Consider the following 25,115-nt stretch of genomic DNA (forward strand, 5'->3'; position numbering starts at 1 on the left):
TGCGGCTGAGTGCCGCGAGCTGCAGCGGACGTTAGGCGTCCTGAATGGCCCCAGCAATGGTTTTGCGCGAATGAATCGACGAGTTCAGCCAAAGTCGAAACCATTCGATCGACAGTGGACAGTTTTCGATCGCCGAGGTAGACACGACCCGACCCGCCGTCAGCAGGCGACCCGCGCTGACGACACGGCACTGCTGCCGACAGCGGCACGACGTACGAGGCACGAGGCACGAGGAGCACAGTGGTCGAGACGCACGGAGCGCGGCAGGACGGACTCTTCACCGCGACCGGCCCGGTCCTGCTGCGGACGCCGGCCCTGCCGCGCTCACGCCGCCACCCGGCCCCGGCCGGCCCCGCGCACCCGGCGGACCCCGTGCACCCGGGGCCGTCGGCGCCGTCGGGACCCTCGGGGCCGGACGCCGACGCCCTCCTCGCGCACCTGGCCGAGGCGGCCGCCGATCCGGCCCTGCGCGAGGCCATCGAGCTGTCCAGCCCCTCGCTGTCCGACCTGCTCGGTCAGGTCGCCGCGGGCAGCACGCCCCGCCCGGCCGCGCTGCGCCGGGCGGCCGAGGCGGTCACCCGCTACCGGCTGCGGATGGCCACCCGGCCCACCCCGTTCGGGCTGATGGCAGCGGTGGCGGCGGCGCGCTTCGGCCCGTCGGCCAAGGTGCGCTGGCCCGGGGCCGAAGCCGGTGCCGGTGTCGAAGCCGCTCCCGCCGCCGAGCGCCGCGCCCTGCGGCCCGATCTCGGCTGGCTGCTCCCGCTGCTCGACCGGCTGCGCACCGATCCCGCGGTGCTGCCCGGGCTGCGGCTGGCCGTGGATCAGCAGGCCCGGCTGCGCGGTGGCCGCCTGGTCCTGCCGTACCTGCCCGAGCGCCTGCCCGGCCGTTCGTCCGAGCGCCGGTCCGGCGCCGGTGACGAGGCGCAGCCGCTCACCGAACGCACCGTCCGGGCCACCGCCGTGGTCCGCGCCGCCGTCCGGACCGCCGCCGAGCCGGTCGGGTACACCGAGCTGTTCGCCGCGCTGACCGCCGAATTCCCGACGGCCCCGGCCGAGGCGGTCGCCACGCTGATCCGCTCGCTGGTCGGCCAGGGGTTCCTGCTCACCGACCTGACGCCCCCGCCGGACAGCACCGACCTGCTCGGCCACGTCCTGGAGCGGATACCCGACGGCCACCCGGTGCGCGCCGAACTCGCGGCCATCCGCGGCGCGTTGGCGCACGCGGCAGCCCTGCCGCGCGGGCAGGCCACCGACCTGCTGCGCGAGCTCCGCGCCCGGATGACCCGGCTCGCCCCGGCCGACCGCCCGCTCCACGCGGACCTGGCGCTGGACGTCGAGGTGGTCCTGCCGGACGGCGTCCGCACCGAACTGGAGCAGACCGCCGCGCTGCTCTGGCGGATGTCGCCGCCGGCCACCGCACCCGAGCATCTGCGCTCCTACCACGCGGAGTTCGTCGAGCGGTACGGCGTGGACAGCCCGGTCGGGCTGGCCGAACTGCTCGACCCGGACACCGGTCTGGGGCCGCCGGCCGGCTACCGGCGCCCGGCCGGCCCCCGCGGCGCCGCCAACCCCCAGCCGTCCCGGAGCCGCGGCGACGCCGACGCGGCCCGTGACCGGGTGCTCGCCGAGCTGGCGGCGGGCGCCCTCGCCGACCGGGAGCCGGGCGGCCTGCTGCCCGAAGTGCTGCTGGACGACGCCCTGGTGGCCCAGCTGGTCGCGCCGCGCGAGGAGCCGGGCGGCGCCGCCGACACCCCGCCCGCCTCCCTGGAGCTGTACGCCGAACTGGCGGCGGACTCCCTGGCGGCGCTGGACGCCGGGGACTTCCGCCTGGTGCTCTCCCCGGTCGTCGGCAGCGACCGCGCCGGAGCCACCTTCGGCCGCTTCGCCACCCTCCTCGCGGGCGCCGGTGCGGGCGCGGGTGCCGGTGTCGGTGCGGGTGCCGGTGTCGGTGCGGGTGCGGACGCGACCGGCGCGGGCGAGGGGGCGAGCGGCGGGGCCCTGCTGGCCGAGGCCGCCGGACCTGCCGCTCCCGACGGCACCGACGCCCTCGAAGCGCACCTGGAGTTCACCCCCTACCGCTCGCGCCACGCCAACATCGCCCTGACCCCGCGCTGGCTCGACCACCGCGTGGTGGTCAGCGCCTTCGCCGACCCGGGCGGCCCGTGCGCGCTGCCCCTGGACGACCTGGTCGTGCTGGCCGATCCCGAGCGGCTCGCGGTGTACTCCCGCAGCCTCGGCCGGGAGGTCCGCGCCGCCGCCCACCACGTGCTCAACCTGCGCAGCGGCGCGCCCAACGCGGCCCGCTTCCTGCAGGAGGTGGCACTGACCGGGCAGCGGCCCTGGCAGTCCTGGGACTGGGGCGCGGCGAGCAGCGCGCCGGTGCTGCCGCGGGTCCGCCGGGGCCGGGTGGTGCTGGCACCGGCCACCTGGCGGCTGACCGCGCCCGTCCCGGCGGCCTCGGCCCCGTTCGAGCAGTGGGAGGAGGGGCTGGTCCGCTGGCGCCGGCGCTGGGGCGTGCCGGCCGCCGTCCGGCTGATCAGCGGCGACCAGCGGATCAGCCTGGACCTCGATCTCCCGTGGCACCGGCGGCTGTTGCACAGCCAGGCGCGTTCCGCCGAGCACACCGTGCTCCAGGAGGAACTCGCCCCCGCCGGCGACGGCGGCTGGCTGTGCGGACCGGACGGTGCCCGGACCGCCGAGCTGGTGGTCCCGCTGCGCCGGACCCCGAGAGGCCCGGCGGTGGCCCGCCCCCGCCGCCCGCTGCCGGCCCGGCGCGAGCGGATCGTCGAACTGCCCGGCAGCTCCTGGCTGTTCGCCCGGCTCGCGGTGGCCGAGGCACGGCACGAGGAGGTCCTGGTCGAGCACCTGCCCCGCCTGGTCGACGCACTGCCGGCCGAGGTGGACCGCTGGTTCTTCATCCGCTACCAGGACTCGGCGCCGCACCTGCGGCTGCGCTTCCACGGCACGCCACCGGCGCTGGCCGCCGAGTTGCTGCCCCGCCTGCACGACTGGGTGCTGCAGCTGCGCCGGGCCGGGCTCGGCACGGACCTGCGCCTGGAGAGCTACGCGCCGGAGACCGACCGCTACGGCGGCGCCGAGGTGCTCGCCGACGCCGAACGGGTCTTCCACGCCGACAGCCTGGTCGCGCTCGCGGCCCTGCGACTGGCCCGGGCCGAGCGCGCGCTCTCCCGGGACCTGCTGGCCGCGGTGAACGCCGTCGGCACCGCGCAGGCCTTCCTGGCCGGCCGCGCCGGAGCCGGCGAGGCGCCCGCGGTCGGCGCATGGCTGGCGGCGATGTATCCGAAGTCGGAACAGCACCACCAGGCGTTCCGGTCCCAGCGCGCGGCAGCGCTGCGGGCGATCGGCCCCGACGGACCGTCCGGCCCGGCGGGCGGCCTGCTGCCCGCCGACCCCGCGCTGACCGAGGCCTGGCAGCGGCGGGCCACCGAACTCGCCCGGTACGCAGCCCGATTGGACCAGAGGTCGGCCGACCCGGCGCTGGCCTCGCTGCTGCACATGGGCCACAATCGGCTGGTCGGGATCGACCGCGAGTCCGAACGCCGCGCCTACGCCCTGGCCCGAGGCGCCGTCGAGGCCCACCGCTCGCGCCACACCAACCCGCGGGAGCGGCGATGAACCCCACGGATCCGCTGCGCGCAGTCGCCGACCTGCTCAGCAGCCCCGGAGCGCCCGACCGGCTGGCCGCCGAGGGCGACGGCACGCCACCCGCCGCGGCCCACTCGCTCGGGGCCGGCCACAGCGGCACCGCACTCGCGCTGGCCGTGCTGGCCGACCGCGAGGACGACGCCGCGCTGCGCCGTGCCGCGCACGGGCACCTGGTGGCCGCCGCGAAGTCGCCCGGGGCGATGCGAAGCGGCGGGCTCTACTCCGGCGCCGCCGCGATCGCCTTCGCCGCCCGCACCATGGCGCGGCGCCCCGGCGAGTACCGCACCTTGCTGGACGGGCTGGCCCCCCGGGTCCGCCAGGCCGCGGCCGGGCGGGTCGCCGACCTCCGTGCCGACCTGGCCGCCGGTACGGGCCTGCGCTCGCACACCTTCGACACCGTCTCCGGCGCGGCGGGCCTGGGCCGCCTGCTGCTCGCCCTGGAGCCGGACGGGCCGGTGCTGGCCGAGCTGCTCGCCGCGCTGGTCGCCCTCACCGAGCCGACCGGCGGCGCGCTGCCCCGCTGGTGGACCGCCGGCGGACCGGGGCGGCCAGGGCCTGATCCCGACCACCCCCGCGGGCACCTCAACCTGGGCCTGGCGCACGGGATCCCGGGCCCGCTCGCCCTGCTGGCCCTGGCCCGGCTGCGCGGCGTGCGGGTGCCCGGCCAGGACGAGGCGATCGAGGCGCTGGCGAGCTGGCTCAGCGCCCGGCGGGTCCCTGGCACACCTGGCCCGACCGCGCCGACGGCATCCGCCGCCACCGAGCCGGACACCGCCACTGACCTGGACACCGCCGCCGACCGGGACACCGCCAGGAGGCGGCTCGGCATCGGCGGTTCCTGGCCGATGACCGTGCGGGTCGAGGACGAGGAGGCCGGCCGCCTGCCGGTCGACCTGCCGACCCGGGCGGCCTGGTGCTACGGAACCCCTGGCGCGGCGCGCGCACTCTTCCTGGCGGGCGCGGCCCGCAGCCGCGCCGACTGGCGCACCACCGCCGTCGCGGCCCTGGCGGACACGCTGCACGACCCGTCCGGCTGGAACCTCCAGGGCCCCGGGCTCTGCCACGGCACCGGCGGCCTGCTGCGGATCACCCAGCGGATGGCGCAGGAGTCCGCCTCCGCCGAGCTGGCGGCCCACCTCCCCGCGCTCGCCGCCACCGTCGCGGAGCAGCTCGACGCGGCACTCGGCGCCGGTGATCCGCCCGGCCTGCTGGAGGGGACGGCAGGCGCAGCCCTCGCCCTGCACGCCTACACCCGTACCGGGCCGCCCGCGAGCGACCCCGAGGAGTGGGACGCCTTCCTGATGATCAGCTGATCGGCTGACCTGCTGATCGGCTGACCTGCAGACGCCTTCCTGCTGACCCGCTGATCAGCAGGAAGGCGTCCCTGCCACGTGCCGGTCCCGGCTCGCGCCGAAGCCGACTGCGACCTGCGGGACCAGCAGCAGGAGCAGGACCGTCAGCGGCAGTGTCCAGTTGCCCGAGGCGTCGTGCAACGCACCCAGCACGGCCGGCCCGCTGGCCGCCAGGATGTAGCCGAAGCACTGCGCCATGCTGGACAGTTGGGCGGTGTGCCGGATGTCGGGGGAGCGCTGCACGATGAACAGCAGCGCGAGGCTGATGCTCACGCCCTGGCCGAGGCCGAGCAGGACCATCCAGAGGTAGGCGCCGCCGGCCGGTGCCGTCAGGAGCCCGACGAAGCCCAGCGCGCAGCCGAGGGCGCCGACGGCTGCCAGCACCCCGGCGGGCAGCCGCCTGCCGACGATGACGGGGGCCACGAACGACCCCAGGATGCCGAGCAGCGAGGAGAAGGAGAGCATCCACCCGGCATCGCCCTCGCTCAGGCCCGCGTCCTTGAGCAGGCTCGGCAGCCAGGCCGCCGCCGCGTAGTAGTTGAGCGACTGCAGTCCCATGAACGCGGTGACCTGCCAGGCCAGCGGCGAGCGCCACAGACCGCGCACCGGCCGGGCCCCCTGCCCGGCCGCCGCGGCCGGGACGGCGGTGCGGCGGCGGGCCTGCGGCAGCCACACCACGGCGGCGACCAGGGCGAGTGCGCCCCAGCAGGCCAGCGTGGTGCGCCAGGAGAGTCCGGCGGCGTGCTGGACGGGCACGGTGATGCCCGCCGCGAGCGCGGCACCGGCGAACAGCGACATGGAGTACAGGCCGGTCATCAGGCCCGCCCGGCCCGGGAAGTCGCGCTTGATCAGGCCGGGCAGCAGCACGTTGGCCACCGCGATCCCGGCGCCGATGACCACCGTGCCGGCGAACAGCGCGACGACGGAGTCCAGCAGCCGCAGCGCGGTGCCCACGCCGACCAGCGCCATGGTCGCGAGCAGCGCGCGCTCCACCCCCAGCCGGCGCCCGATCCTGGGCGCGAGCGGGGCGAGCAGGCCGAAGCAGAGCAGCGGCAGCGCGGTCAGCAGGCTGGTCGCGGTGGCCGACATGCCGCTGTCGGCCCGGATGGTGTCGGTCAGCGGGGAGACGGCGACGAGCGCGGGGCGCAGGTTGAGCGCGAGCAGGACCACGCCGACGCCCAGGAAGAGCAGGCCCCGCCCCGCCCCCAGCTGTGTGGTGGCGGTGGTGGCGGTGGTGGTGGTGGTGGCTTCGGTGTTCGCGGGTGCGTCGGCCGTGGCCGCTGTGTCGTCAGGCACGGTGCTCCTCGGTCGAGTCGATCGGCTGGTCGGTGTCCGTCCCGCGCAGCGCGGCCATGGCCTCGGCCAGGTGGGCCAGCGCATGGCGCTCCGCGGCGTCGGCGTCGCGGGCCTCGATGGCGTCGACGATGGCCGCGTGGGCGTCGAACTGGTGGCGCACCGGGTCGGGCAGCGGCTGGTCGACCACCGCGCGCAGCGCCGAGCGCAGCGCGTCGCTGAGGTGCTCGTACAGCTCGGCCAGCACGGCGTTGTGCGCGGCGGCGGCCACCGCGCGGTGGAAGGAGACGTCGGCGTCCACGAAGGCGGCCACGTCGCCGGCGCGCCAGGCGTCGTCGCGCCGCGCCAGCGCCGCCCGCAGCGCCCGCAGGTCGTCCTCGGTGCGGCGCTGGGCGGCGTACCGGGCGGCGTCGCGCTCCAGGGCCGCCCGGACCTCGTACATCTCCAGATCGGCGGCGCGGCGCAGGCGCCGCTGCACGGCCGCACCGAAGTCACTGCTGGCGCGGACGTACGTCCCGTCCCCCTGGCGGGCTTCGAGCAGACCGGTGTGCACCAGGGCGCGCACCGCCTCGCGGACGGTGTTGCGGCCGACGTCGAGCTGTTCGACCAGCAGCGGCTCGGCCGGGATCCTGCTGCCGACCGGCCACTCGCCCTCGCTGATCAGGCGCTCCAACTGCTCGATCACCAGATCGACGAGGCTGGCGCGAGCGGCGTTCCGCAGTGGCATCGAGGGCCCTCCCCAGGTCTGTTGGAACAGGTCTGTTGCACAGGTCCGTCCGCAGATCTGCTCGCGGGGCTGCCAGCCTCCACGGCACTGCAAACATGGGAACATGGGAACATGGGAACATCCCATGTTTGCAGTGTCAAGCGGCGCCGGGCGGAGCGGGGGTGCGCCCGGCGTTGGGGCTACCGGGTGCGGCGCAGCGCCTCCGGCGTGAGGGCGGCGAGGTCGCGGTAGCCGTCGACCGCCATGGCCAGGTCGGCCTCGGCCAGGATCGAGCGCAGCACGTGCACGATGCCCGCGGTGCCGCCGCGAGCCCGTAGGCGTACGGGCGGCCGATGCCCACGGCACGGGCGCCCAGCGCGAGGGCCTTCACCGCGTCGGTGCCGCTGCGGATACCGGAGTCACGCGCTCGTCCGCTGCCCGGAGACCCGCAACTGCGCCGCGGTCAGCGGGCCGTACAACCTCCTCGTGGAAGCGAGCCTGCACTCCCTCTCCGATGTCCTGCGCTTCGAGACGCAGCTGGCCACCCGGCACCCCGGCCTGGAGTTCGTCGACCGGGCGGTGATGCTCCGCCAGGACAAGCTGCTGGGCCACCTCCTCGATCCGTGCGGCAGATCCGTGGGCGTCGTGCCGGCCGACCTCTGGTCCGACCCCGGCACCCCGGCTCCGCACCCCCTCCCACTGCCGTGTCAGTGCCGAGGCGGGTCGGCGAGCCAGGCCTGCCACGGGCCCGCGTCGACGACCGGCGGGGGACCCACCACCAGCGCGGCGATCGTCCGGCTCCGGCTCCCGTCGAGGAGCGCCGCCAGGTTCTCCAGGCAGCGGGCCGTCTCGACGCGCACGCTGCCGTCCTCCTCGACCGTGTCGTTGCTGCCGACCGAGACGACCAGCCGGTTGTCGGCGCCGGGCACCGTCCGGCCGGTGGCCTCCGGCCAGCAGCGACGCAGCACGTCCTCGGACGTGTTGCGTCTGATGCCGAGGTTGAAGGCCGTGAGGTCACCGCGGCCGGCCTGGAGCACCCGCCCGACCCAGCCCCGGTACTCCGGGTCGCCGACGCCCTGGACGAAGGAGTCACCGATGAAGCACACGCGAACGTCCCTGGCGCTCATCCCTGCTCCCCGCCGCTCGTGGCCAGCGCGGCGAGCTCGTCCTCGCCGGGCAGCCGGAGCTCCAGGTGGGGGGTGGTCAGACGCAGGCCCAGCAGGGGCCAGTGGTCGATCAGCACGCGCCATTGTCGAGGACGGGGACGGCTGCGGTCATCCGGGTTTCCGCGCGCGGACGTCGGCTCGTATGCTGCGCGTCGACCGAACTGGGCAGGCCACCGGGCCCGCGCAGCGTCAGACCTCCAGGAGGCCACCGTGAACCTGCCCGAAGAACTGCTCGACCTGCTGAAGGCACCCAGCACCTGCTACCTCGCCACCTCGATGGCCGACGGCTCGCCGCAGCTGACCCAGACCTGGGTGGACACCGATGGCGAGCACGTGCTGATCAACAGCGTGCAGACGCACCTGAAGACCAGGAACATCGCCCGCGACGCCCGGGTGGCCGTCGCGATCTCCCACCCGGACAACCCCTCGCGCTACTTCCAGGTGCGCGGCCGGGTGGTCGAGGTCACCACCGAGGGCGCGGTCGAGCACATCGAGGCGCTTGCGCAGAAGTACCTGGGTACGGCGTACCCGTGGTACGGCGGCCGGGACCAGGTCCGGGTGATCTTCGTGATCAAGCCGGAGAGGATCAGCAGCATGGGGTAGTGGCCGAACGACCGCCGCGTGTCAGCCCTGGCGGTACGCCTCCAGTGCCGGAGCGGTCTTCGACGCACCGAACTCCGTGATCGCGTACTCGGCGACACCGGCCACCGTGAACGGATCGCTCTTCGCGATCTCCTCCATCCTCGCCCGGTCGTCGCCGACAGCGATGATCACGCCGCCGTCGGCCGGCACCTTCCGGCCGGAGGCGAGGAAGGTGCCCGAGGCGTAGTGGGCGTCCAGCCAGTCGTTGTGCTCCGCGAGGGCGGCGTCGACGCGCTCGAGGGGTGCGATGTAGGTCAGCTCCAGGATGAACATGACAGCCAGGGTAGGCGCTGCTCCGCCCCGATCGCGGCAGAACCGGAAAACCCCCCTACGGTGAGTCAGATACACGTGCAGGGCGGCGACTTGGCGCGAGGCTGCTTCGCCCGGCCGCGCGAGCTGAACGACGAAGGGTTCTACGAGGGACGGGTGTTCGCACCTGACGGTACGTCAACCGTCGACCGGCGCAACCCGCGGTTCGCGCCGCCGTCCTGGGCGCCCAGCCCGTTCCCCGCGCCCACACCCACGCCCACACCCGCGCCTGGCGGCCACGGCCACGGGCGCCGGCGCAGCGATCCGGTGCTGCTGGCCGGCCGGTACCGGGTGAGCGCGGCGATCCGGCACTCCAGCCGCGGTGGCGTCGACCGGGCACGGGACCTGCACGCGGGGGAGCACCTGTCGGACCCCGGCGGGTGGCCGCGTGCGTGCGCAGCGCTGTCCACAGCGAACGCCGTCCACAGCGGATGTGGCACCGGTCATATCGGATGGAGAATGGAAGGTGCCGCGCCGCGTACCCGTGGTCCGGCAGCACTCGATGCGTGACGCCCGCCCACCCGGTGGGCGCCGGAAAGAACCGCTGCGTCGTCCACCGGCGCCGCGTCCGCCGCCGGAGCGGAACAGCCCGACCGGCGGAGCGGGTGACCGGCACGCCGCGGGAGAGGAGTCATCGTGGCAGACGTTGGCCGCACGGATGCGGAATCCGCGGTTCCTCCAGTCCCGCCGGGTCCACCGGCCGCACCCGTTCCGCCGCCGGCGGCGGTGACGATCGCCGATCCGGGTGCCCTGGGTCTCGCGGCTTTCGCGATGACCACCTTCGTGCTCAGCTGCTTCAACGCCGGCCTGGTCAGCCAGTCCGTCATCACCGTCGTGCTCCCGCTGGCCTTCTTCTACGGAGGCCTCGTCCAGATCCTCGCCGGCATGTGGGAGTTCCGGCGGGGCAACACCTTCGCCGCCACGGCCTTCGCCTCCTTCGGGGCCTTCTGGCTGGCCTACTGGGGATTCGTGCGCACCGTGGTCCCGCATCTGCTCCGGGTCCACCAGCTCTACCAGGCGACCGGCCTCTTCCTGCTCGCCTGGACCATCTTCACCGCCTACATGGCGGTGGCCGCCGCGCGCACGACCGCCGCGGTGCTCGCGGTCTTCGTCACGCTGGACCTGACCTTCCTGTTCCTGACCATCGGCGCCTTCGGGCAGTCCGACACCTGGACGAAGGTCGGCGGCTGGGCCGGGCTGGTGACCGCCGCGGTCGCCTGGTACGCCTCCTTCGCCATCGTCACCAACAGCACCTTCAAACGGACCGTCCTGCCGGTGGTGCCGCTCGGCGGGCACGAGGGCAGCCCGGCTCCGGGGCCCCGGTAGCACCTGAGGAGTGGCGATGAGTGACCAGATCCTGTCCAACCTGTCGCGCGAGGAGCGCCGCTTCCCCCCGCCGGCGGAGATCGCCGCGACGGCCAACGCCACGGCCGGGACGGTGCGCGCGGCGCGGCAGGACCGGCTCGCGTTCTGGGCCGCCCAGGCGGACCGGCTGACCTGGGCCGAGCCCTGGACCCAGGTGCTGGACTGGTCGCAGGCGCCGTTCGCCCGCTGGTTCGTCGGCGGTCGCCTCAACGTCGCCCACAACTGCGTGGACCGGCACGTCGAGGCCGGACACGGCGACAAGGTCGCCTTCCACTGGGAGGGCGAGCCGGGCGACACCCGGACGATCACCTACGCGGACCTCCAGGACATGGTCTGCCGGGCGGCGAACGCGCTGACCGAGCTGGGCGTGCAGGCCGACGACCGGGTCGCCATCTACATGCCGATGATCCCCGAGACCGCCGTCGCGATGCTCGCCTGCGCCCGGATCGGGGCGCCGCACACGGTCGTCTTCGGCGGCTTCTCGGCCGACGCGCTCAAGGGACGCATCCTGGACTGCGACGCCCGGGTCGTGATCACCGCCGACGGCGGCTACCGCAAGGGCACCGCCGCCGCGCTCAAGCCCGCCGTCGACCAGGCCGTGGCCGACTGCCCGCAGGTGCGCAACGTGGTCGTGGTCCGGCGCACCGGCCAGGACGTGCCGTTCACGCCGGGCCGGGACCTGTGGTGGCACGAACTGGTGGACCGGCAGTCGCCGCGGCACGAGGCGCAGCCGTTCGACGCCGAGCACCCGCTGTACATCATGTACACCTCGGGGACCACCGCGAAGCCCAAGGGCATCCTGCACACCAGCGGCGGCTACCTGACCCAGGTGGCCTGGACGCACTGGGCCGTCTTCGACCTCAAGCCCGAGCAGGACGTCTTCTGGACGGCCGCCGACATCGGCTGGGTGACCGGCCACTCGTACATCGTCTACGGCCCGCTGGCGAACGGCGCCACCTCGGTGATGTACGAGGGCACGCCCGACACCCCGCACCAGGGCCGCTGGTGGGAGATCGTCGAGAAGTACCGGGTCAGCATCCTCTACTGCGCCCCGACCGCGATCCGCACCTTCATGAAGTGGGGCGGGCAGGTGCCGGAGCGCTTCGACCTGACCAGCCTGCGGATCATCGGCTCGGTCGGTGAGCCGATCAACCCGGAGGCCTGGATCTGGTACCGGCACAACATCGGCGGCGACCGGTGCCCCGTGGTGGACACCTGGTGGCAGACCGAGACCGGCGCCCAGATGATCAGCCCGCTGCCGGGACTGAGCACCTGCAAGCCCGGCTCGGCGCTGGGCCCGCTGCCCGGCATCGGCGCCGAGGTGGTCGACGGGCAGGGCACCCCGGTGCCCAACGGCGCGGGCGGCTACCTGGTGCTCACCGAGCCGTGGCCGGCGATGCTGCGCACCGTCTGGGGCGACCGGCAGCGCTACCTCGACACCTACTGGTCGCAGTTCCCCGGGCTGTACTTCGCGGGCGACGGCGCGAAGAAGGACGAGGACGGCGACATCTGGCTGCTCGGCCGGGTGGACGACGTGATGAACGTGTCCGGCCACCGGATCTCCACCACCGAGGTCGAGTCGGCGCTGGTCTCGCACCCGAAGGTGGCCGAGGCGGCGGTGGTCGGCGCGACGGACGCGACGACCGGGCAGGGCATTGTCGCCTTCGTCATCCTGCGGGCCGATGCGGGGGACGGCGGCCAGGGCCTGGCCGACGACCTGCGCGCGCACGTCACCACCGAGATCGGCCCGATCGCCCGGCCCCGCGAGATCCTCGTGGTCCCCGAGCTGCCGAAGACCCGCTCCGGGAAGATCATGCGCCGACTGCTGCGCGACGTCGCCGAACACCGCAGCCTCGGGGACGTCACCACGCTCACCGACAGCTCGGTCATGCAGCTGATCAAGGACCAGTTGCCCACCGCCGGTCGCAGCGGCGACGGGGCGCCGGCAGAGGCGGGGGAGTAGCGCCGGAGGTCACCGGGGCCGGGCTCCCAACCGCCCTGCTGCACAGCCCCGGTGACGGGGGTGAGAGGCTGCTGCCATGTTGATCGAGCTGATCGGGACGCCCCGCCTCCGGCTGCGCCGCTTCGACGCCGCGGACGCCCCCGCGCTGGCCGCCTACCGGTCCGACCCGGAGATCGCCCGCTACCAGGGCTGGAGCGCGCCCGTCGACCCGGCGACCGCGGCCGAGCTGGTCCGCACGTTCGCCGAGGGAGACCCCGATCGGGCCGGCTGGTTCCAGTACGCCGTGGAGCTGCGGGCCACCGGGGAGCTCGTCGGCGACCTGGGGGTGTGCCTGGCGGAGAACCTGCGCCAGGCCGAGCTCGGCGTCACCTTCGCCGCCGGGCACCAGGGGCACGGCTACGCCACCGAGGCGGTCCGCGCGGTGCTGTCGGACCTGTTCGAACGGCGCGGCCTGCACCGGGTCTCGGCCGAGTGCGACGCCCGCAACCTCGGCTCGGCCCGGCTGCTGGAGCGGGTCGGCCTCCGCCGCGAGGGGCTGCGTCCGGGCCACACCTGGATCAAGGGTGAATGGACCGACGATCTGCTCTTCGGCCTGCTCGGCGAGGACTGGACCCCGCAGTCGCCGACCCCGCAGCCGTAAGCATCGGCGAAAGCCGGGGTTAGCGCTGCTTTCTGTTGCCCGCCGCGGCGCTCTGTCAGCCTGAGCCCGTGACCACGACCGAGGACGAGCGACCCGCCACTCCCGAGGACCGGCGGCCCACCGGTGCGACTGCCGGGGCCCCGGCCGACCAGCCGCACCCGGCCGACCGGGCGCGCCGGTGGACGCGCGGCGCCGTGCGCACGCTCCAACGCCTGGCCGGCGCCGCCGTGTTGGCCGGCACCCTGCTGACGGCGTTCACACCGTGGGGGTCGGAGACCTGGTACGCCGGCTGGGTCGGCGCCGGCTTCGCAGCGGCGGTCATGGCGGTGACCGCGGCGGTGCGCCCGTTCCTGCGCGAGGGCGGGGGCTCCGGCCGGATCGCCGGCCCGCTGCTCACCCACGCGCTGATGGCCCTGCTGCTCGCCGTCTTCTGCGGCCTGTTCGCCTTCGGCCTCAGCGGCTGGCTCCACGAGCACGACCGCGACCGGCGGGCCACGTTGCGGGTGCCGGCCACCGTCACCGACTGCACCAGCGGCCCCGACAGCGGGTTCGACTGCCGCTACCACTGGTCGGTGGACGGGCGGGACTACAGCACCCGGGAGGGGGCCTCCGACCAGTGGCCCGACGGCCACCGGGTGAACGTGCGGATCGATCCCGTTCACCCGCAGCGGTCGCCCGTGACCGATGGGGCCTACGGGATGCTGTGGATCGCGGTGGTCATGGGCGCGGTCGGCGGCCCGCTGGCCTGCGTCCTGTGGTGGGTCGTGGAGGGTGCCATGGACGACTGACGCCCGCCCCCGACCGTCCGCGGCCTGCCCCGGGCCGCCTCATGCGGGCGGGGCCCCGAACGCCTGGTGCTCCGTCAGGTACGGCAGTCCGGCCTGCTCGCGCCACTGCGCCGCCTGCGTGTAGGCCGCCGGGCGCACCGCGGCGACCTGCGCCGGGTCCTCGACCCAGCCGTACGGGAACGGGCTCGCCGGGCCCGCCCGGTCGGCGAGGTAACGGGCCATCGCGGCGTCGTCCGGCACGTTCACGGTCGCCACCTCGCCCCGGTCGATCGTGATCCCGATCTCCCAGCCGCCGCCGGCCTCGCGCCGCGCGCCCCAGCCCCGCTCCCAGGCGACGCTCTCCGCCGTGACCTCGCCCCCGGGCCCGGGCGGCAGACCCGCGTCCCGCAGCACGGGCACGACCTCGGCGGGAGCGGACCACGCGATGGGCAGCCCGGCCCCGACGGCCACCGCGAGCACGGTCCGGCACGGGTAGGGCGTGCCGCAGAGCGCACAGCACGGCTGCTGCGCCTGTGGTGCCCGGTCGGCCGAGGCCGCGGCGGGCCCGTGCAGGTCCACCACCCCGGCGAGCAGGTACTGCTGCCTGCTGATCGGCTCGCCCGCCTCCTTCAGATCCCGCAGGAAGAGCAGCAGCAGCCGGTGGAAGCGTTGCGCTTCCGCGTACGAGTCGAACGGCGGCACCGGCACCCGGACCCCGTCGACGCTCTCCCGCTCCTCGACACCCATGCGCCCGAGCCTAGGAGGCTCGTGAAGATCTTGTTGAGGGGCTGTCCGGCCGTAGGCCGGGCTGCCCCTCTGGTTATGCGTTGGTTGCCGGGGTGAGTTGCCAGGTGCTGCCGGTGTGGGTGAGTCCGAGGTTGATCAGGCGGCGGAGGTTGAGGGCGGCGGCTCGGGTGTGGAGCCAGGTGTCGTTCTTGATGGTGCCGCGGTAGCGGAGTCTGCGGTTGCCCCGGTGGACGATCCAGGCGACTGCGCGTTCGACGGGTGGTCGCCAGCGGCGGTAGTCGGCTTGCCAGTCGGGGTCGGTGGCGGCCTGGCGGCGGGCGGCGGTGAGGAGGTCGTGGTGCGGGCGGATGGTCAGGGTGCGTCCGGCCCTGGCCTTGGTGCACCGCTCGCGCAGGGGGCATCCGGTGCACAGGCCGGCGAAGGTGGCCTTGCGCTGCTGGTGGCGGCCGCCGGGGTCGGAGAGCGGGACGGTGTGTCCGGCGGGGCAGGTCACGGTGGCGGCGGTGGTGTCGATGGTGAAGTCGTCGAGGGTGAAGCCGCCGGGGACGGCTGCCCGCAGTGGGGCGGGTTTGAGGAACAGTCGGTGCCCTTGCTGTTCCAGGGCCTGGCGGGCGTCGCCGGTGGAGTAGGCGGTGTCTGCGAAGGCGTCCACCGGGGCGTCCTCGTCGGCGAGCAGGTCGAGTCCGACGGCGGCCTCGTGGTGTTCTGCTCCGGCGCCGGGCCGCAGGGCGACCGCGGTGTATAACCCTGTCTCGGGCTCGATGGCGAGGTGGGCCTTGAAGCCGTCCTGCCGGTGGGTGCGGGTCTTGTGCACGTGCCGGGCCTCGGGGTCGACGGTGGAGACCATCCGGTCGTGGGCGGTGCCCCGGGTGATGCGCCAGCGTCCGTCGCGTCCGTCGGAGTCCTCGGCGGGCTCGACGTCCTGCCCGGCGACCAGGGCCAGCAGGCCGACCGCGTTCGCGGCCTTCTCGCCGAGCTGTTGCTCGGGCAGGTGCCCGAGCAGCCGCAGCGCGTCGCCGACCAGGGCGTCGACGAGGTCGGCTCGGGCCTGCTCGTCGTTCCACGCGATGCGGGGTTTGCCCGGGTCGGTGTAGTCGTGGGCGGTGCAGTGCACGGCCGCGACCGTATCCGCGCCGGGGACTTCGCGGATCACCGCCCGGACGGAGGCGATGATCTGGGTGACGGTGTCCTGGGTGGCCACCGCGTCGTCCAGCACGGTGGAGTCCAGCGCCCGCCGGTGCTTGCCCTTGAGGACACCGGTGGCCCGCACGACCTCCCGCACGGCCTCGAAGATCCGGTTGGGCCGGGGAGAGCGGGCCAGGCGGCGCCGGAAGTAGGCCAGCAGCGACGGGTCGAACGCGGTGTCGTTCAGGCCCAGTCCGCACGCGGCCTTCCACCGCAGGTCGCACCGCAGTTCCTGGACCGTCTCGAAGTCCGACAGGCCGTGCAGGGCCTGCAGCGCGATCGCCGCGGCCAGGATCTGCGGCGGCATGCTCGGCCGCCCGTTCGCCGACGGGTACATGTCCGCGAACATCACCGCCGGGAACAACTCACCACGGTGCTCGGCCAGGAACGCGAACACGCTGCCCACCGGGATCAACCCCCGGCACGTCTCCCAGACATCCGGCCCGACCGTCTCCCCGGACCACTCACCCATCGCCACAAGAAGCAGTCTGGCCCCGCCGCTCGCGCGGCGAGGCCAGAACCCAAGATCTTCACGAGCCTCCTAGGGCCTGTCCGGCGGACGCCGGTCGGCATCGCGCCTGTGAGAGATCAGTTAGGAAAACTTCCTAACAACTATTGACGCGTACCCCACAGGACGACGACGCTGCTACGTCAAGGAAGTTGGCCAGCCTGGACACCCGACGGCCTGGAGGCCCACCCATGCGCAGAGGCACGCTGACGATGATCGTCACTACGGCCTGTACCGCCCTGGTCATGACCCTCGCAGCTCTGCTGGCCGGAGCGCCGATCGCCGCGGCCCGCACCGGCGCCGCCGGTCACGCCACGACGCACGCCACGACGCACGCCACGACCCAGCAGACCTTCCTGACCTTCTACGGCTGGTGGGACAACACGCCGCCGGGCGGCGCCATCTCCTACCCCACGCTGCACAGCACCGCCGGCGGCACCGGCACCTACGCCGACCCGATCACCTTCGCCAGCGACAAGGCCGAGATCGCGCCGGGCACCAGGATCTGGGTCCCGCGGGTCGGGAAGTACTTCGTCATGGAGGACGGCTGCGAGGAGTGCAGCGCCGACTGGAGCGGCAAGGGCCCCAACGGCGGGCCGAAGCTCGCCCACTTCGACCTCTGGCTCGGCGGCAAGGGCGGAAGTCCGATGAAGGCCATCGAGTGCGAGAACGCGCTGACCGACTACACCGCGGACAACACCCCGTCGATGGAGCCGGTGGTCATTGATCCGCCCTCGGGCGAGCCGTACGACTCCGCCCCGATCTTCAACACCGCGACCGGCGGCTGCTACGGCGGCGCCAAACCGACCGTCACCGTGGGCCCGTACAAGAACGCCTCGACGGCCACCTGCATCGACGACCCGCACAACAGCGCGAGCAGCGGCGTGCGGCTGGGGATGGCCACCTGCTCCGGCGCAGCCGAGCAGCAGTTCAGCTTCGACGGCACCTTCCTGCAGCGCAACGGGCTGTGCGCCGACATGTCCGGCGGCAGCCTGCTGCTCAAGCCCTGCACCGGCGGACCGACCCAGCAGTGGTCGGCCAATCCCAGCGGGACCATCTCGGACATCCAGACCGGCAAGAAGTGCTTCCGGGCCTCCGGCGCCACGCTGACCGCCGGCAGTTGCTCGGGAACGCCCGCCCGGTGGACCGTCCCGACGGCGAAGTCGCCGGCCCGACGGTGAAGCCCCGCAGGCCGGGTCCGCGCTGCTCCGGCTCCGGTGCCGGTGTGCTCGGCGCCGCGCCTCCTCCCTGCGGTCCACCGATCGGCTGACCGCCGCAGCGCGAGGGCGTTCGTACGGTGGGGTGAGGGTCATGGCGAGAGTGACCCGTCGGTTGCCCCCGGGTCGGGAACCGCGCCGCGTGAACGGCGGCGGGCCCGGTCCGGGGGCACACCCGTGCAGCCCGCGAACCGAGAGGACGAGCACCGATGACGACCTCGGCCGACATCCGTTCCGGTGCCCACGGTGCCCACGGCGCCCCGGGGGTCCGGAGGCAGCGGGTCTCGCTGGTCTGCGGTGCGGCCGCGATGGCGGGTTTCCTCTTCGGATACGACAGCGCGGTCGTCAACGGCGCGATCACCGCGATCCAACGCCACTTCCACGCCGGGACCGCCGCGATCGGCCTGACGGTCTCCGCCGCCCTGCTCGGCGCGGCGGCGGGCGCCTGGACGGGCGGGGCGCTGGCGGACCGGCTGGGGCGCCTGCGGGTCATGCAGATCGCGGCGGTGCTGTTCGTGATCAGCGCCGTCGGTTCGCTGTTCCCCTTCGCCCTGTGGGACCTGGCCCTGTGGCGGGTGCTGGGCGGGATCGCGATCGGCATCGCCTCGGTGATCGCCCCGACCTACATCACCGAGATCGCCCCGCCCGCCCGACGCGGACGCTACGGCTCCTTCCAGCAGTTGGCGATCGTGCTGGGCATCTGCTGCTCCCAGCTGGTCGACTACGCCCTGACCTGCGCGGCCGGCGGCGACACCACCGGCGGGCTGGGCGGCCTGCCGGCCTGGCGGTGGATGCTGGGCATCTGCGCCGTGCCAGCGCTGGCCTACCTCGTCCTGACGCTGCGGATCCCGGAGTCCCCCCGGTGGCTGGCGGCCCGCGGTCGGGTGGCGGAGGCTGCGGCCGTGCTGGCCCGGCTGGAGGGCGGCGAGCAGGCGGTGGACCGGATCGAGGACATCCGCGCCTCGCTCCGCCGCTCCGCTGCCACCCGCCCGCGGCTGCGCGACCTGTGCGGCGGGTGCTTCGGCCTGCTGCCGGTGGTGTGGCTGGGGATCGGGCTGTCGGTGCTCTCGCAGTTCGTCGGCATCAATGTGATCGTCTACTACGCCTCGGTGCTGTGGCAGTCGACCGGCATCAGCCAGAGCGACTCCCTGCTGATCAGCCTGTCGACGTCCGTCACCAACATCGTGGGCACCCTGATCGCCGTCGCGTTGGTCGACCGGGTCGGCCGCAAGCCGCTGATCGTCGCGGGCTCGGTCGGCATGACCGTCTCGCTCGCCGCGGTCGCCTGGGCGTTCAGCGGCGGCAGCGGATCGGGTGGCCACCTGGCCCTGCCGGCGCTGCAGGGCCAGGTGGCGCTGGTGGCCGCCCACGCGTTCGTGCTGTGCTTCGCCTTCTCCTGGGGCGCGGTGCTCTGGGTCCTGCTCGGCGAACTGTTCCCCAACCGGCTCCGCGCCCTGGCCCTGGCCGTGGCGGTGCTGTTCCAGTGGCTGGCCAACTGGGCCGTCACCGTGAGCTTCCCGTTGATGGCGCAGTGGAACCTGACGGCGTCCTACATCGTCTACGCCGCCTTCGCCGCGCTCTCCGTCCCCTTCGCGGTCAGGTTCCTCAAGGAGACGAGGGGCCGCAGGCTGGAGGAACTGGAAGAGTCGGTGGGGGAGTCGGGGGAGCCCTGGCGGGCACCCCGCCAGCGACCGGGCAACTCCTAGGCCGTGTCTCACAATTCCCGCCAGGCGCGCGACGCCGGGCATCCCGCCTGGACGCACCGGCGAATCATCCACGTACGACCCAGTACGAGGACGCTTCGCCGGCACGCCCAGCCGGGCGCCACCCAGCCGCCAGGCTGGGTGGTGGGGGTACCTCCCGGCCGAAGGCTGGGGGAGCCGCGCGCTGATCCGACGCGAATTGTGAGACACGGCCTAGGCCGCCCGGGCGCGTTGGGTGACCACGATGCAGGTGAGCACGACCACCGCGGTCAGCGGCACGGCCGGGCTGACATGCTCGCCGAGCAGCAGCACGGCCCAGACCAGCGTCAACAGCGGCTGCGCCAGCTGGAGTTGGCTGGCCCGGGCGACGCCGATCAGGCCCATGCCCTGGTACCAGACGACGAATCCGCCGAACTGCGAGATGCCGGCGATGTAGGCCATGCCGGCGATCGCCTTCGCCGTCAGGTGCACCGGCTCGTGCGGCAGCGCCCAGGCGGCCACCACGAGGTTGACGGGAGCGGCGGCCACCACGCCCCAGGCGATCACGCGCCAGCCCCCCATGCGGGCCGAGAGCCGCCCGCCCTCGGCGTAGCCGGCCGCGCAGACCAGCAGCGCGGCGAAGAGGTAGAGGTCCGCGACCGTCGGCTCGCCGTGGTTCTGCGAGAGGGCGAAGGCGATGACGGTGACCGCACCGACGCCGGCCGCTATCCAGAACTTCTTCGAGGGATAGCGCCGGGTGCGCAGCGCCGCGATGGTCGCGGTGGCCATCGGCAGCGCGCCGATGACGACCGCCGAGTCCGCGGTGGAGGAGGTCTGCAGGGCGAGCGTGGTGAGCAGCGGGAATCCGATCGCGCAGCCGCCGCCGACCACCGCGAGGGCGGGCCAGTCGGCGCGCGCCGGGATCGGTGCCCGGGTGGCGACGAGTGCGGAGATCGCGATGACGGCGGCCAGCACGCCACGGACACCGGCGGCGCTCCAGGGGCCGAACCCGTCCAGTGCCCACACCGTGCCGGGAAAGCTGAAGGAGAAGCTCAGCACGCCGAGCAGGGCGAACACGGTGCCCTTCGACAGCGGCGACACGGTCTGCGGCAGTGGCGATACTGCGGCCGGGGCGATAGCGCTACGATCTGTCTTCATGAATGACAGTAGCAGTTCGCAGGAGCTGGCCGGCATCCTCGCCCGCGAGATCGAGGGGCTACCGGCCGGGACCCGCATCTCTACGCACCGCGAGCTGGTGCGCCGGTTCGGGGTGAGCGCTACTACGGTTTCGCAGGCGCTGGCCCTGCTGACCCGGCGCGGGCTGATCGTCTCCCGTCCGGGCGCCGGCACCTACCGCACCGAGTCGCGTCCGGTGACCCGGGTCGGGGACACCTCCTGGCAGGAGGCGGCCCTGGAGCTGACCAACCGCATCGACTCCTCGGCCGGCACCCCGCGCGGCTTCAAGACGCCCGCGCTGCTCGGAACGCTCTCGACCTCGGGGCCGGACGTCGTCGATCTCAACGGCGGCTACCTGCACCCCCAGCTCCAGCCGCTCGCCACCCTCGGTACCGCGCTGTCGCGCACCGCGCGCCGCTCGGAGGCGTGGGACCGCCCGCCCGTGGCAGGGGTGACCGAGCTGCGCGACTGGTTCGCCGCCGACATCGGCGGCGGGCTCGGCCGCCACGACGTCCTGGTGTGCGGTGCGGGACAGAGCGCGCTGGCGACCACCCTGCGCGCGCTCGGCCAGCCGGGCGACCCGGTCGTCATCGAGTCGCCGACCTACCCGGGCACGATCGCGGCGGCGCACGCCGCGGGACTGCGCACGATCCCGGTCCCGCTCGACCACGAGGGGATCCGGCCCGACTACCTCGACGAGGCGCTCACCCGCACCCGGGCGCGTCTGGTCATCGTCCAGCCGCTGTTCCAGAACCCGACCGGCGCGAGCCTCTCGGTGGGCCGGCAGCAGGAGATCCGCGCCATCGCGCGCCGGCACGGGGTCTTCGTCGTCGAGGACGACTTCGCCCGCCACATGGTGCACGCGGACGCCGGGCCGCCCCCGCTGCCGATGATCGCCGACGACCCGGACGGCACGGTCGTGCACATCCGCTCGCTGACCAAGGTGACCTCGCCGAACCTGCGGGTCGGTGCGCTGGCGGCCCGCGGCCCGGTGATGGCCAGGCTGCGCTCCGCCCATGTCATCGACACCATGTTCGTCCCCGCACCACTGCAGTACACCGCGCTCGACGTGGTGACCGCGCCCGGGTGGAAACGCGCGCTGGCCACGCTCGGATCGGCCCTGGAACACCGGCGAAAGGTCGCAGTCGAAGCGGTTTCGGCGACGTTCGGCCCGCAGTCCCTCGCCGTTGTTCCGCACGGCGGCTATCACCTCTGGGTGGCGCTGCCGGGCCACCTGGACGGCGGGCAGCTGGTGGCGGCGGCACTGGCCTGCGGCGTCTCCCTCACCCCGGGGGACAACTACTACCCCACGGACAGCAGTGCGCCACACGTGCGGATCAGCTACGTGGCGGCGCCTTCGGCCGCCGACGTCGACGACGCCGTGCGCCGCCTCGCCGCCGTCGTCGCGGAGCAGTGACCGCACCGCCACGCGGGGTGACTCCTGTCAAGGTGGCCTGACCGGTTCTTTCGACGGGCTGTTCGATGTGCTCGCGGGTTTGCCCGCCGGCTGGGTGACCCGTGCTCGGCGCCGCCCGGCTGACCAGTAGCGATACCCGACATCATGCGATAGCGCTCACCGTTCCTTACAACTCCACGTTCCGGCCAGCAGGTGAAAAACCGGACATATCAATAGGACGGCGCGGCCCTGATTCGTAACCAAAACAAGCCATTTGGCACAACGTTCCCACCCCCTGTTCTGTATGTGCCACGAAGAACATCGCACGGAGATCATCTCCGTCTCGGCGACCGGACAAGTCTTGACTGGTGATCTAGGGGCGTGACAGGGTAGCGTCTCGTTACGCCCAATGGCCGCAATAAGCTGGTTAAGGAGCGGAGATCGAATGTGGCAACGGGGAACCTCACTCGATACATTTCACCGCCTGCTGGCTCGGAAGACATCATCGGTCGCCGGCTGTCCTGTTCCCTCGCGACGCTGAGCTGCGCTCATATCAGCCCGCGCGGCTGACGAAGCACCCGCTGACGAAAGTGCGGGCCCTCCAGTGAGGAACGGACGCCTTAGTTGGAGAAGTCAGAGAAGCACTCGATCATCATCCCTCAAGCACAGGTCGGCGCCGTCGGTGCCGACTGGCACCGCGAAGTCCTGCGCGACGTCGAATCCAGGCTGGCCGATCCCGGTTTTCCCTGCGTCTTCTCGCGGAATGCATTCCGAAAACAGTTGCTGAGATTCGTCTTCGTGGAGAACACCGCCCGAGGCGGCCTCCAGCACCTGGCGGACGGCCTCGCGGAGTACGTCGAACTGTCCAGAGCCTGGGACGGCAGCCTGGACACCTCATATCCACTGATCGCCGCATTCTTACCGGACGCCGTGGCGGCCCGGTCCGTCGAGGAGTACCACGCCTTCGGCTGGCGGGTCCTCCAGGAGCTGCACGAGATCGACCCCGCACCCTGGCCGGCCGAAGTCGGCACGGATCCGCATTCCGACTCCTGGTCGATGTGTTTCAACGGCATGCCGCTGTTCTGCAACATGAGCAGCCCCGCGCACCAGGTGCGCCGCAGCCGGAATCTGGGTGACCACTTCATTCTCGTCATCAACCCGCGCGAACGGTTCGACATCTTCGCGGGCGACACCCCGAGCGGCCGCAAGGTCCGCTCGAACATCCGCAGGAGAATCGCCCGCTACGACGGCGCCGCGCACTCCTGGCAACTGGGCTCCTACGGCGCCGGCGGCGTCGAATGGCTCCAGTACGGTCTGATCGAGGAGAACGCCGAGCGGACCGACAAATGCCCTTTCCTGTCCCGCGAGCCCTGAAGCACGGCCCGGGCCGGGTGCACCACGGACCACGGAATTCCGCCGGGCGGAATTCCACGAAAAACTCGGAAGAGGACACTGATCAATGATTGACCTCATCGTCACGCAGGGCCGGGTCGCGGACCGGGAAGCCCGACTGATCGAGGGCGCGGCCCGCGTCGCGCGGGCCCTGGAACAGCGCTATCCGGTCACCGGCCGTGCCATCGGCGAGCCCGCGCCGGCCGCCGACGACGACTGGACCGTCAGCCTGCCCCAGGCCGGGGAGACCCTGGTGGGGCTCGGGCAGGCGGTCACCGAGAGCCTGACCGGCGGCCGGCTCCCGGTCCTGGTCTCCAACACCTGCTCGGCGAGCCTGGCCACCCTGCCGGTGGTGGCGCGGGAGCGGCCGGAGGCCGTGGTGCTGTACATCGACGGGCACGGCGACTTCAACACGCCGGAGACGACCGACACGGGCTACCTCGGCGGCATGGTGCTCTCCGGCGCGTGCGGGCTCTGGGACAGCGGTCACGGCGCCGGACTGCGCACCGAGCAGGCCGTCCTGGTCGGCGCCCGCGACATCGACGAGCCCGAGCGCGAGCTGCTGCGGAAGCACGGCGTGCGGGTCATCCCGCCCAAGGAGGCGTCGGCGCAGAACATCCTGGCCGCCGTGGGCGGTGCGCCGGTATGGGTGCACATCGACTGGGACGTGCTGGAGCCGGGCTACGTGCCGGCCGACTACAAGGTCCCGGACGGGATGCTGCCCACCCAGATCCGGGCCCTGTTCGAGGCGATCCCGCCGGCGCAGCTCGTCGGCGTGGAGGTGGCGGAGTTCAACGCCCCGCAGGACGACGACATCAGCGCCCACGCGGTCTCCGTCATCCTCGACATGATCGCCCCGGTCTTCGAGACCGCGACCGCGCAGGCCGGCTAGTTACCCGTCCCCGTCAACCCACCCGTCTCCGAGGTTCCCTGAAGGAGAGTCACCGCATGCCGCTCTACGACAGCATCACCGACACGATCGGCCGCACGCCCATCGTCAGACTGCACCGGCTCGCCCCCGCGCACACCACGGTCTACGTGAAGGTGGAGTCCTTCAACCCCGGCGGCTCGGTCAAGGACCGCCTGGCGCTGGCCGTCATCCTGGACGCCGAGGCGAAGGGCCTGCTGAAGCCCGGTGACACGATCGCCGAGTGCACCTCCGGCAACGTCGGCATCGCGCTGGCGATGGTGGCGGCGGCCCGCGGCTACAAGTTCGTCGCGGTGATGTCGGACACCTACTCGATGGAGCGGCGCAAGCTGATCCGCGCCTACGGCGGCAAGGTCATCCTGTTCCCCGGCGCGCTGGGCAGCAGCGGCGGCAACAAGATCGCCGACGAGCTCGCGGAGCGCCACGGCTGGTTCCGGGCCCGGCAGTTCGACAACCCGGCCAACCCCGCCTACCACCGCGAGACCACGGCGGCGGAGATCCTCAGCGACTTCGCCGGCAAGCGGCTGGACTACTTCGTCACCGGCTTCGGCACCAGCGGCACCCTGACCGGCGTCGGCCAGATGCTCAAGCGCGCGCGTCCCGAGGTGCGGGTGATCGCCGCCGAGCCGGACAACGCCGCGGTGCTCTCCGGCCAGGGGTGGAACGTGCACCGGATCCAGGGCTGGGCCCCCGACTTCGTGCCCAGCGTGCTCGACCAGAGCGTCATCGACGAGCTGCTGACCGTCGACGAGGTGCTCGGGCGCGACACCGCGCGCCGCCTGGCCGCCGAGGAGGGCATCTTCGCCGGCATCTCGGCCGGCGCCACCCTGGCGACGGCGCTGCGCGTGGCCGAGGGCGCGCCGCAGGGCTCGGTGCTGCTCGCGATGCTGCCGGACACCGGCGAGCGCTACCTGTCCACCTTCCTGCTCGAAGGGATGAACGAGGGCTCGGACGACGAATGGCTGGCGGCGCTGGACAGCGGTTCCGGCGGCGCCTGAACCTGGGGCTTGGGACG

The 25,115-nt window shown here is 73.4% G+C and carries 20 protein-coding genes and 1 pseudogene; 13 read left to right on the forward strand and 8 right to left on the reverse strand.

Annotated features, from left to right (window positions below):
- Positions 1 to 240 precede the first annotated feature (240 nt).
- Positions 241 to 3,636: a lantibiotic dehydratase gene (locus OG294_RS37060; RefSeq protein ID WP_327070965.1), complete on the forward strand. Its 3,396-nt coding sequence runs from the start codon at positions 241 to 243 to the stop codon at positions 3,634 to 3,636.
- Complete coding sequence (locus OG294_RS37065; protein WP_327070966.1) at positions 3,633 to 4,979, forward strand: lanthionine synthetase LanC family protein; 1,347 nt, start codon at positions 3,633 to 3,635, stop codon at positions 4,977 to 4,979. Before OG294_RS37060 ends, OG294_RS37065 begins: the two co-directional genes overlap by 4 nt.
- A 54-nt stretch (positions 4,980 to 5,033) precedes the next feature.
- On the opposite strand, the gene OG294_RS37070 is transcribed toward OG294_RS37065, so the two are convergent.
- The 4 genes and pseudogenes from OG294_RS37070 to OG294_RS37085 form a co-directional block, all read right to left on the reverse strand.
- A complete protein-coding gene (locus OG294_RS37070; RefSeq protein WP_327070967.1) occupies positions 5,034 to 6,314 on the reverse strand; it encodes a CynX/NimT family MFS transporter in 1,281 nt (426 codons plus the stop codon).
- Positions 6,307 to 7,038, reverse strand: coding sequence for a FadR/GntR family transcriptional regulator (locus OG294_RS37075; protein WP_327070968.1), 732 nt, complete (start codon positions 7,036 to 7,038; stop codon positions 6,307 to 6,309). Before OG294_RS37075 ends, OG294_RS37070 begins: the two co-directional genes overlap by 8 nt.
- Positions 7,039 to 7,217: 179 nt before the next feature.
- Positions 7,218 to 7,438: pseudogene (locus OG294_RS37080) on the reverse strand (alpha-hydroxy-acid oxidizing protein); the annotation flags it as partial.
- Positions 7,439 to 7,724: 286 nt separating this feature from the next.
- Entirely contained in the window at positions 7,725 to 8,144 is a 420-nt protein-coding gene (locus OG294_RS37085) for a GDSL-type esterase/lipase family protein (protein WP_327070969.1), read from the reverse strand.
- A 249-nt stretch (positions 8,145 to 8,393) separates the two neighbouring features.
- On the opposite strand from OG294_RS37085, the gene OG294_RS37090 reads away from it, so the two are divergent.
- Positions 8,394 to 8,786, forward strand: coding sequence for a PPOX class F420-dependent oxidoreductase (locus tag OG294_RS37090; RefSeq protein ID WP_327070970.1), 393 nt, complete (start codon positions 8,394 to 8,396; stop codon positions 8,784 to 8,786).
- A 21-nt stretch (positions 8,787 to 8,807) separates the two neighbouring features.
- Here the strand turns inward: OG294_RS37090 and OG294_RS37095 are convergent, their stop codons facing one another.
- Complete coding sequence (locus OG294_RS37095; protein ID WP_327070971.1) at positions 8,808 to 9,098, reverse strand: YciI family protein; 291 nt, start codon at positions 9,096 to 9,098, stop codon at positions 8,808 to 8,810.
- Between the two features lie 672 nt (positions 9,099 to 9,770).
- Between OG294_RS37095 and OG294_RS37100 the strand changes: the two genes are divergently transcribed.
- The 4 genes from OG294_RS37100 to OG294_RS37115 all read left to right on the forward strand — a co-directional run bounded on the left by OG294_RS37100 (position 9,771) and on the right by OG294_RS37115 (position 13,890).
- Positions 9,771 to 10,460 (forward strand): acetate uptake transporter, encoded by a 690-nt coding sequence (locus OG294_RS37100; protein ID WP_327070972.1) that lies wholly within the window; start codon positions 9,771 to 9,773, stop codon positions 10,458 to 10,460.
- 16 nt (positions 10,461 to 10,476) lie between these two features.
- Positions 10,477 to 12,462: an acetate--CoA ligase gene (gene acs, locus OG294_RS37105; RefSeq protein ID WP_327070973.1), complete on the forward strand. Its 1,986-nt coding sequence runs from the start codon at positions 10,477 to 10,479 to the stop codon at positions 12,460 to 12,462.
- A gap of 76 nt (positions 12,463 to 12,538) precedes the next feature.
- Entirely contained in the window at positions 12,539 to 13,102 is a 564-nt protein-coding gene (locus OG294_RS37110; RefSeq protein WP_327070974.1) for a GNAT family N-acetyltransferase, read from the forward strand.
- A 68-nt stretch (positions 13,103 to 13,170) separates the two neighbouring features.
- Positions 13,171 to 13,890: a DUF3592 domain-containing protein gene (locus OG294_RS37115; RefSeq protein WP_327070975.1), complete on the forward strand. Its 720-nt coding sequence runs from the start codon at positions 13,171 to 13,173 to the stop codon at positions 13,888 to 13,890.
- A 39-nt stretch (positions 13,891 to 13,929) separates the two neighbouring features.
- On the opposite strand, the gene OG294_RS37120 is transcribed toward OG294_RS37115, so the two are convergent.
- Both OG294_RS37120 and OG294_RS37125 read right to left on the reverse strand, forming a co-directional pair.
- A complete protein-coding gene (locus tag OG294_RS37120; protein ID WP_327070976.1) occupies positions 13,930 to 14,616 on the reverse strand; it encodes a hypothetical protein in 687 nt (228 codons plus the stop codon).
- 73 nt (positions 14,617 to 14,689) lie between these two features.
- On the reverse strand, positions 14,690 to 16,273 hold the full coding sequence (locus OG294_RS37125) for an IS1182 family transposase (RefSeq protein WP_327071799.1): 1,584 nt from the start codon (positions 16,271 to 16,273) through the stop codon (positions 14,690 to 14,692).
- Between the two features lie 281 nt (positions 16,274 to 16,554).
- Here OG294_RS37125 and OG294_RS37130 point away from each other — a divergent pair, with 281 nt between their 5' ends.
- On the forward strand, positions 16,555 to 17,490 hold the full coding sequence (locus OG294_RS37130) for an RICIN domain-containing protein (RefSeq protein ID WP_327070977.1): 936 nt from the start codon (positions 16,555 to 16,557) through the stop codon (positions 17,488 to 17,490).
- A gap of 245 nt (positions 17,491 to 17,735) precedes the next feature.
- Positions 17,736 to 19,232 carry a sugar porter family MFS transporter gene (locus OG294_RS37135; RefSeq protein ID WP_327070978.1) on the forward strand — a complete coding sequence of 499 codons (1,497 nt, stop codon included), beginning with the start codon at positions 17,736 to 17,738 and terminating at the stop codon, positions 19,230 to 19,232.
- A gap of 210 nt (positions 19,233 to 19,442) precedes the next feature.
- On the opposite strand, the gene OG294_RS37140 is transcribed toward OG294_RS37135, so the two are convergent.
- Positions 19,443 to 20,366: a DMT family transporter gene (locus tag OG294_RS37140; RefSeq protein ID WP_327070979.1), complete on the reverse strand. Its 924-nt coding sequence runs from the start codon at positions 20,364 to 20,366 to the stop codon at positions 19,443 to 19,445.
- Here OG294_RS37140 and OG294_RS37145 point away from each other — a divergent pair.
- From OG294_RS37145 to cysK, 4 genes are all read left to right on the forward strand, one after another.
- Positions 20,365 to 21,801 (forward strand): aminotransferase-like domain-containing protein, encoded by a 1,437-nt coding sequence (locus OG294_RS37145; RefSeq protein WP_327070980.1) that lies wholly within the window; start codon positions 20,365 to 20,367, stop codon positions 21,799 to 21,801. The two genes, OG294_RS37140 and OG294_RS37145, sit on opposite strands and share 2 nt — an antisense overlap.
- A 603-nt stretch (positions 21,802 to 22,404) precedes the next feature.
- Complete coding sequence (locus OG294_RS37150) at positions 22,405 to 23,154, forward strand: YqcI/YcgG family protein (RefSeq protein ID WP_327070981.1); 750 nt, start codon at positions 22,405 to 22,407, stop codon at positions 23,152 to 23,154.
- 85 nt (positions 23,155 to 23,239) lie between these two features.
- On the forward strand, positions 23,240 to 24,064 hold the full coding sequence (locus OG294_RS37155) for an arginase family protein (protein ID WP_327070982.1): 825 nt from the start codon (positions 23,240 to 23,242) through the stop codon (positions 24,062 to 24,064).
- A 56-nt stretch (positions 24,065 to 24,120) separates the two neighbouring features.
- The gene (gene cysK, locus OG294_RS37160) at positions 24,121 to 25,098 is read left to right on the forward strand and encodes a cysteine synthase A (protein ID WP_327070983.1); all 978 of its coding nucleotides are present in this window, start codon (positions 24,121 to 24,123) and stop codon (positions 25,096 to 25,098) included.
- Positions 25,099 to 25,115 lie beyond the last annotated feature (17 nt).

Origin of the sequence: Kitasatospora sp. NBC_01302, from assembly GCF_035976515.1 — a bacterium.
In the GTDB taxonomy this organism is placed as follows: Bacteria; Actinomycetota; Actinomycetes; order Streptomycetales; family Streptomycetaceae; genus Kitasatospora.

Excerpts from the sequence above, each read along its gene's own strand:
- OG294_RS37065 (WP_327070966.1), top strand. The coding sequence starts at position 3,633 with ATGAACCCCACGGATCCGCTGCGCGCAGTCGCCGACCTGCTCAGCAGC.
- OG294_RS37075 (WP_327070968.1), bottom strand. The coding sequence starts at position 7,038 with ATGCCACTGCGGAACGCCGCTCGCGCCAGCCTCGTCGATCTGGTGATC.
- OG294_RS37085 (WP_327070969.1), bottom strand. The coding sequence starts at position 8,144 with ATGAGCGCCAGGGACGTTCGCGTGTGCTTCATCGGTGACTCCTTCGTC.
- OG294_RS37095 (WP_327070971.1), bottom strand. The coding sequence starts at position 9,098 with ATGTTCATCCTGGAGCTGACCTACATCGCACCCCTCGAGCGCGTCGAC.
- acs (WP_327070973.1), top strand. The coding sequence starts at position 10,477 with ATGAGTGACCAGATCCTGTCCAACCTGTCGCGCGAGGAGCGCCGCTTC.
- OG294_RS37110 (WP_327070974.1), top strand. The coding sequence starts at position 12,539 with ATGTTGATCGAGCTGATCGGGACGCCCCGCCTCCGGCTGCGCCGCTTC.
- OG294_RS37120 (WP_327070976.1), bottom strand. The coding sequence starts at position 14,616 with ATGGGTGTCGAGGAGCGGGAGAGCGTCGACGGGGTCCGGGTGCCGGTG.
- OG294_RS37125 (WP_327071799.1), bottom strand. The coding sequence starts at position 16,273 with ATGGGTGAGTGGTCCGGGGAGACGGTCGGGCCGGATGTCTGGGAGACG.
- OG294_RS37130 (WP_327070977.1), top strand. The coding sequence starts at position 16,555 with ATGACCCTCGCAGCTCTGCTGGCCGGAGCGCCGATCGCCGCGGCCCGC.
- OG294_RS37135 (WP_327070978.1), top strand. The coding sequence starts at position 17,736 with ATGACGACCTCGGCCGACATCCGTTCCGGTGCCCACGGTGCCCACGGC.
- OG294_RS37145 (WP_327070980.1), top strand. The coding sequence starts at position 20,365 with ATGAATGACAGTAGCAGTTCGCAGGAGCTGGCCGGCATCCTCGCCCGC.
- OG294_RS37140 (WP_327070979.1), bottom strand. The coding sequence starts at position 20,366 with ATGAAGACAGATCGTAGCGCTATCGCCCCGGCCGCAGTATCGCCACTG.
- OG294_RS37155 (WP_327070982.1), top strand. The coding sequence starts at position 23,240 with ATGATTGACCTCATCGTCACGCAGGGCCGGGTCGCGGACCGGGAAGCC.
- cysK (WP_327070983.1), top strand. The coding sequence starts at position 24,121 with ATGCCGCTCTACGACAGCATCACCGACACGATCGGCCGCACGCCCATC.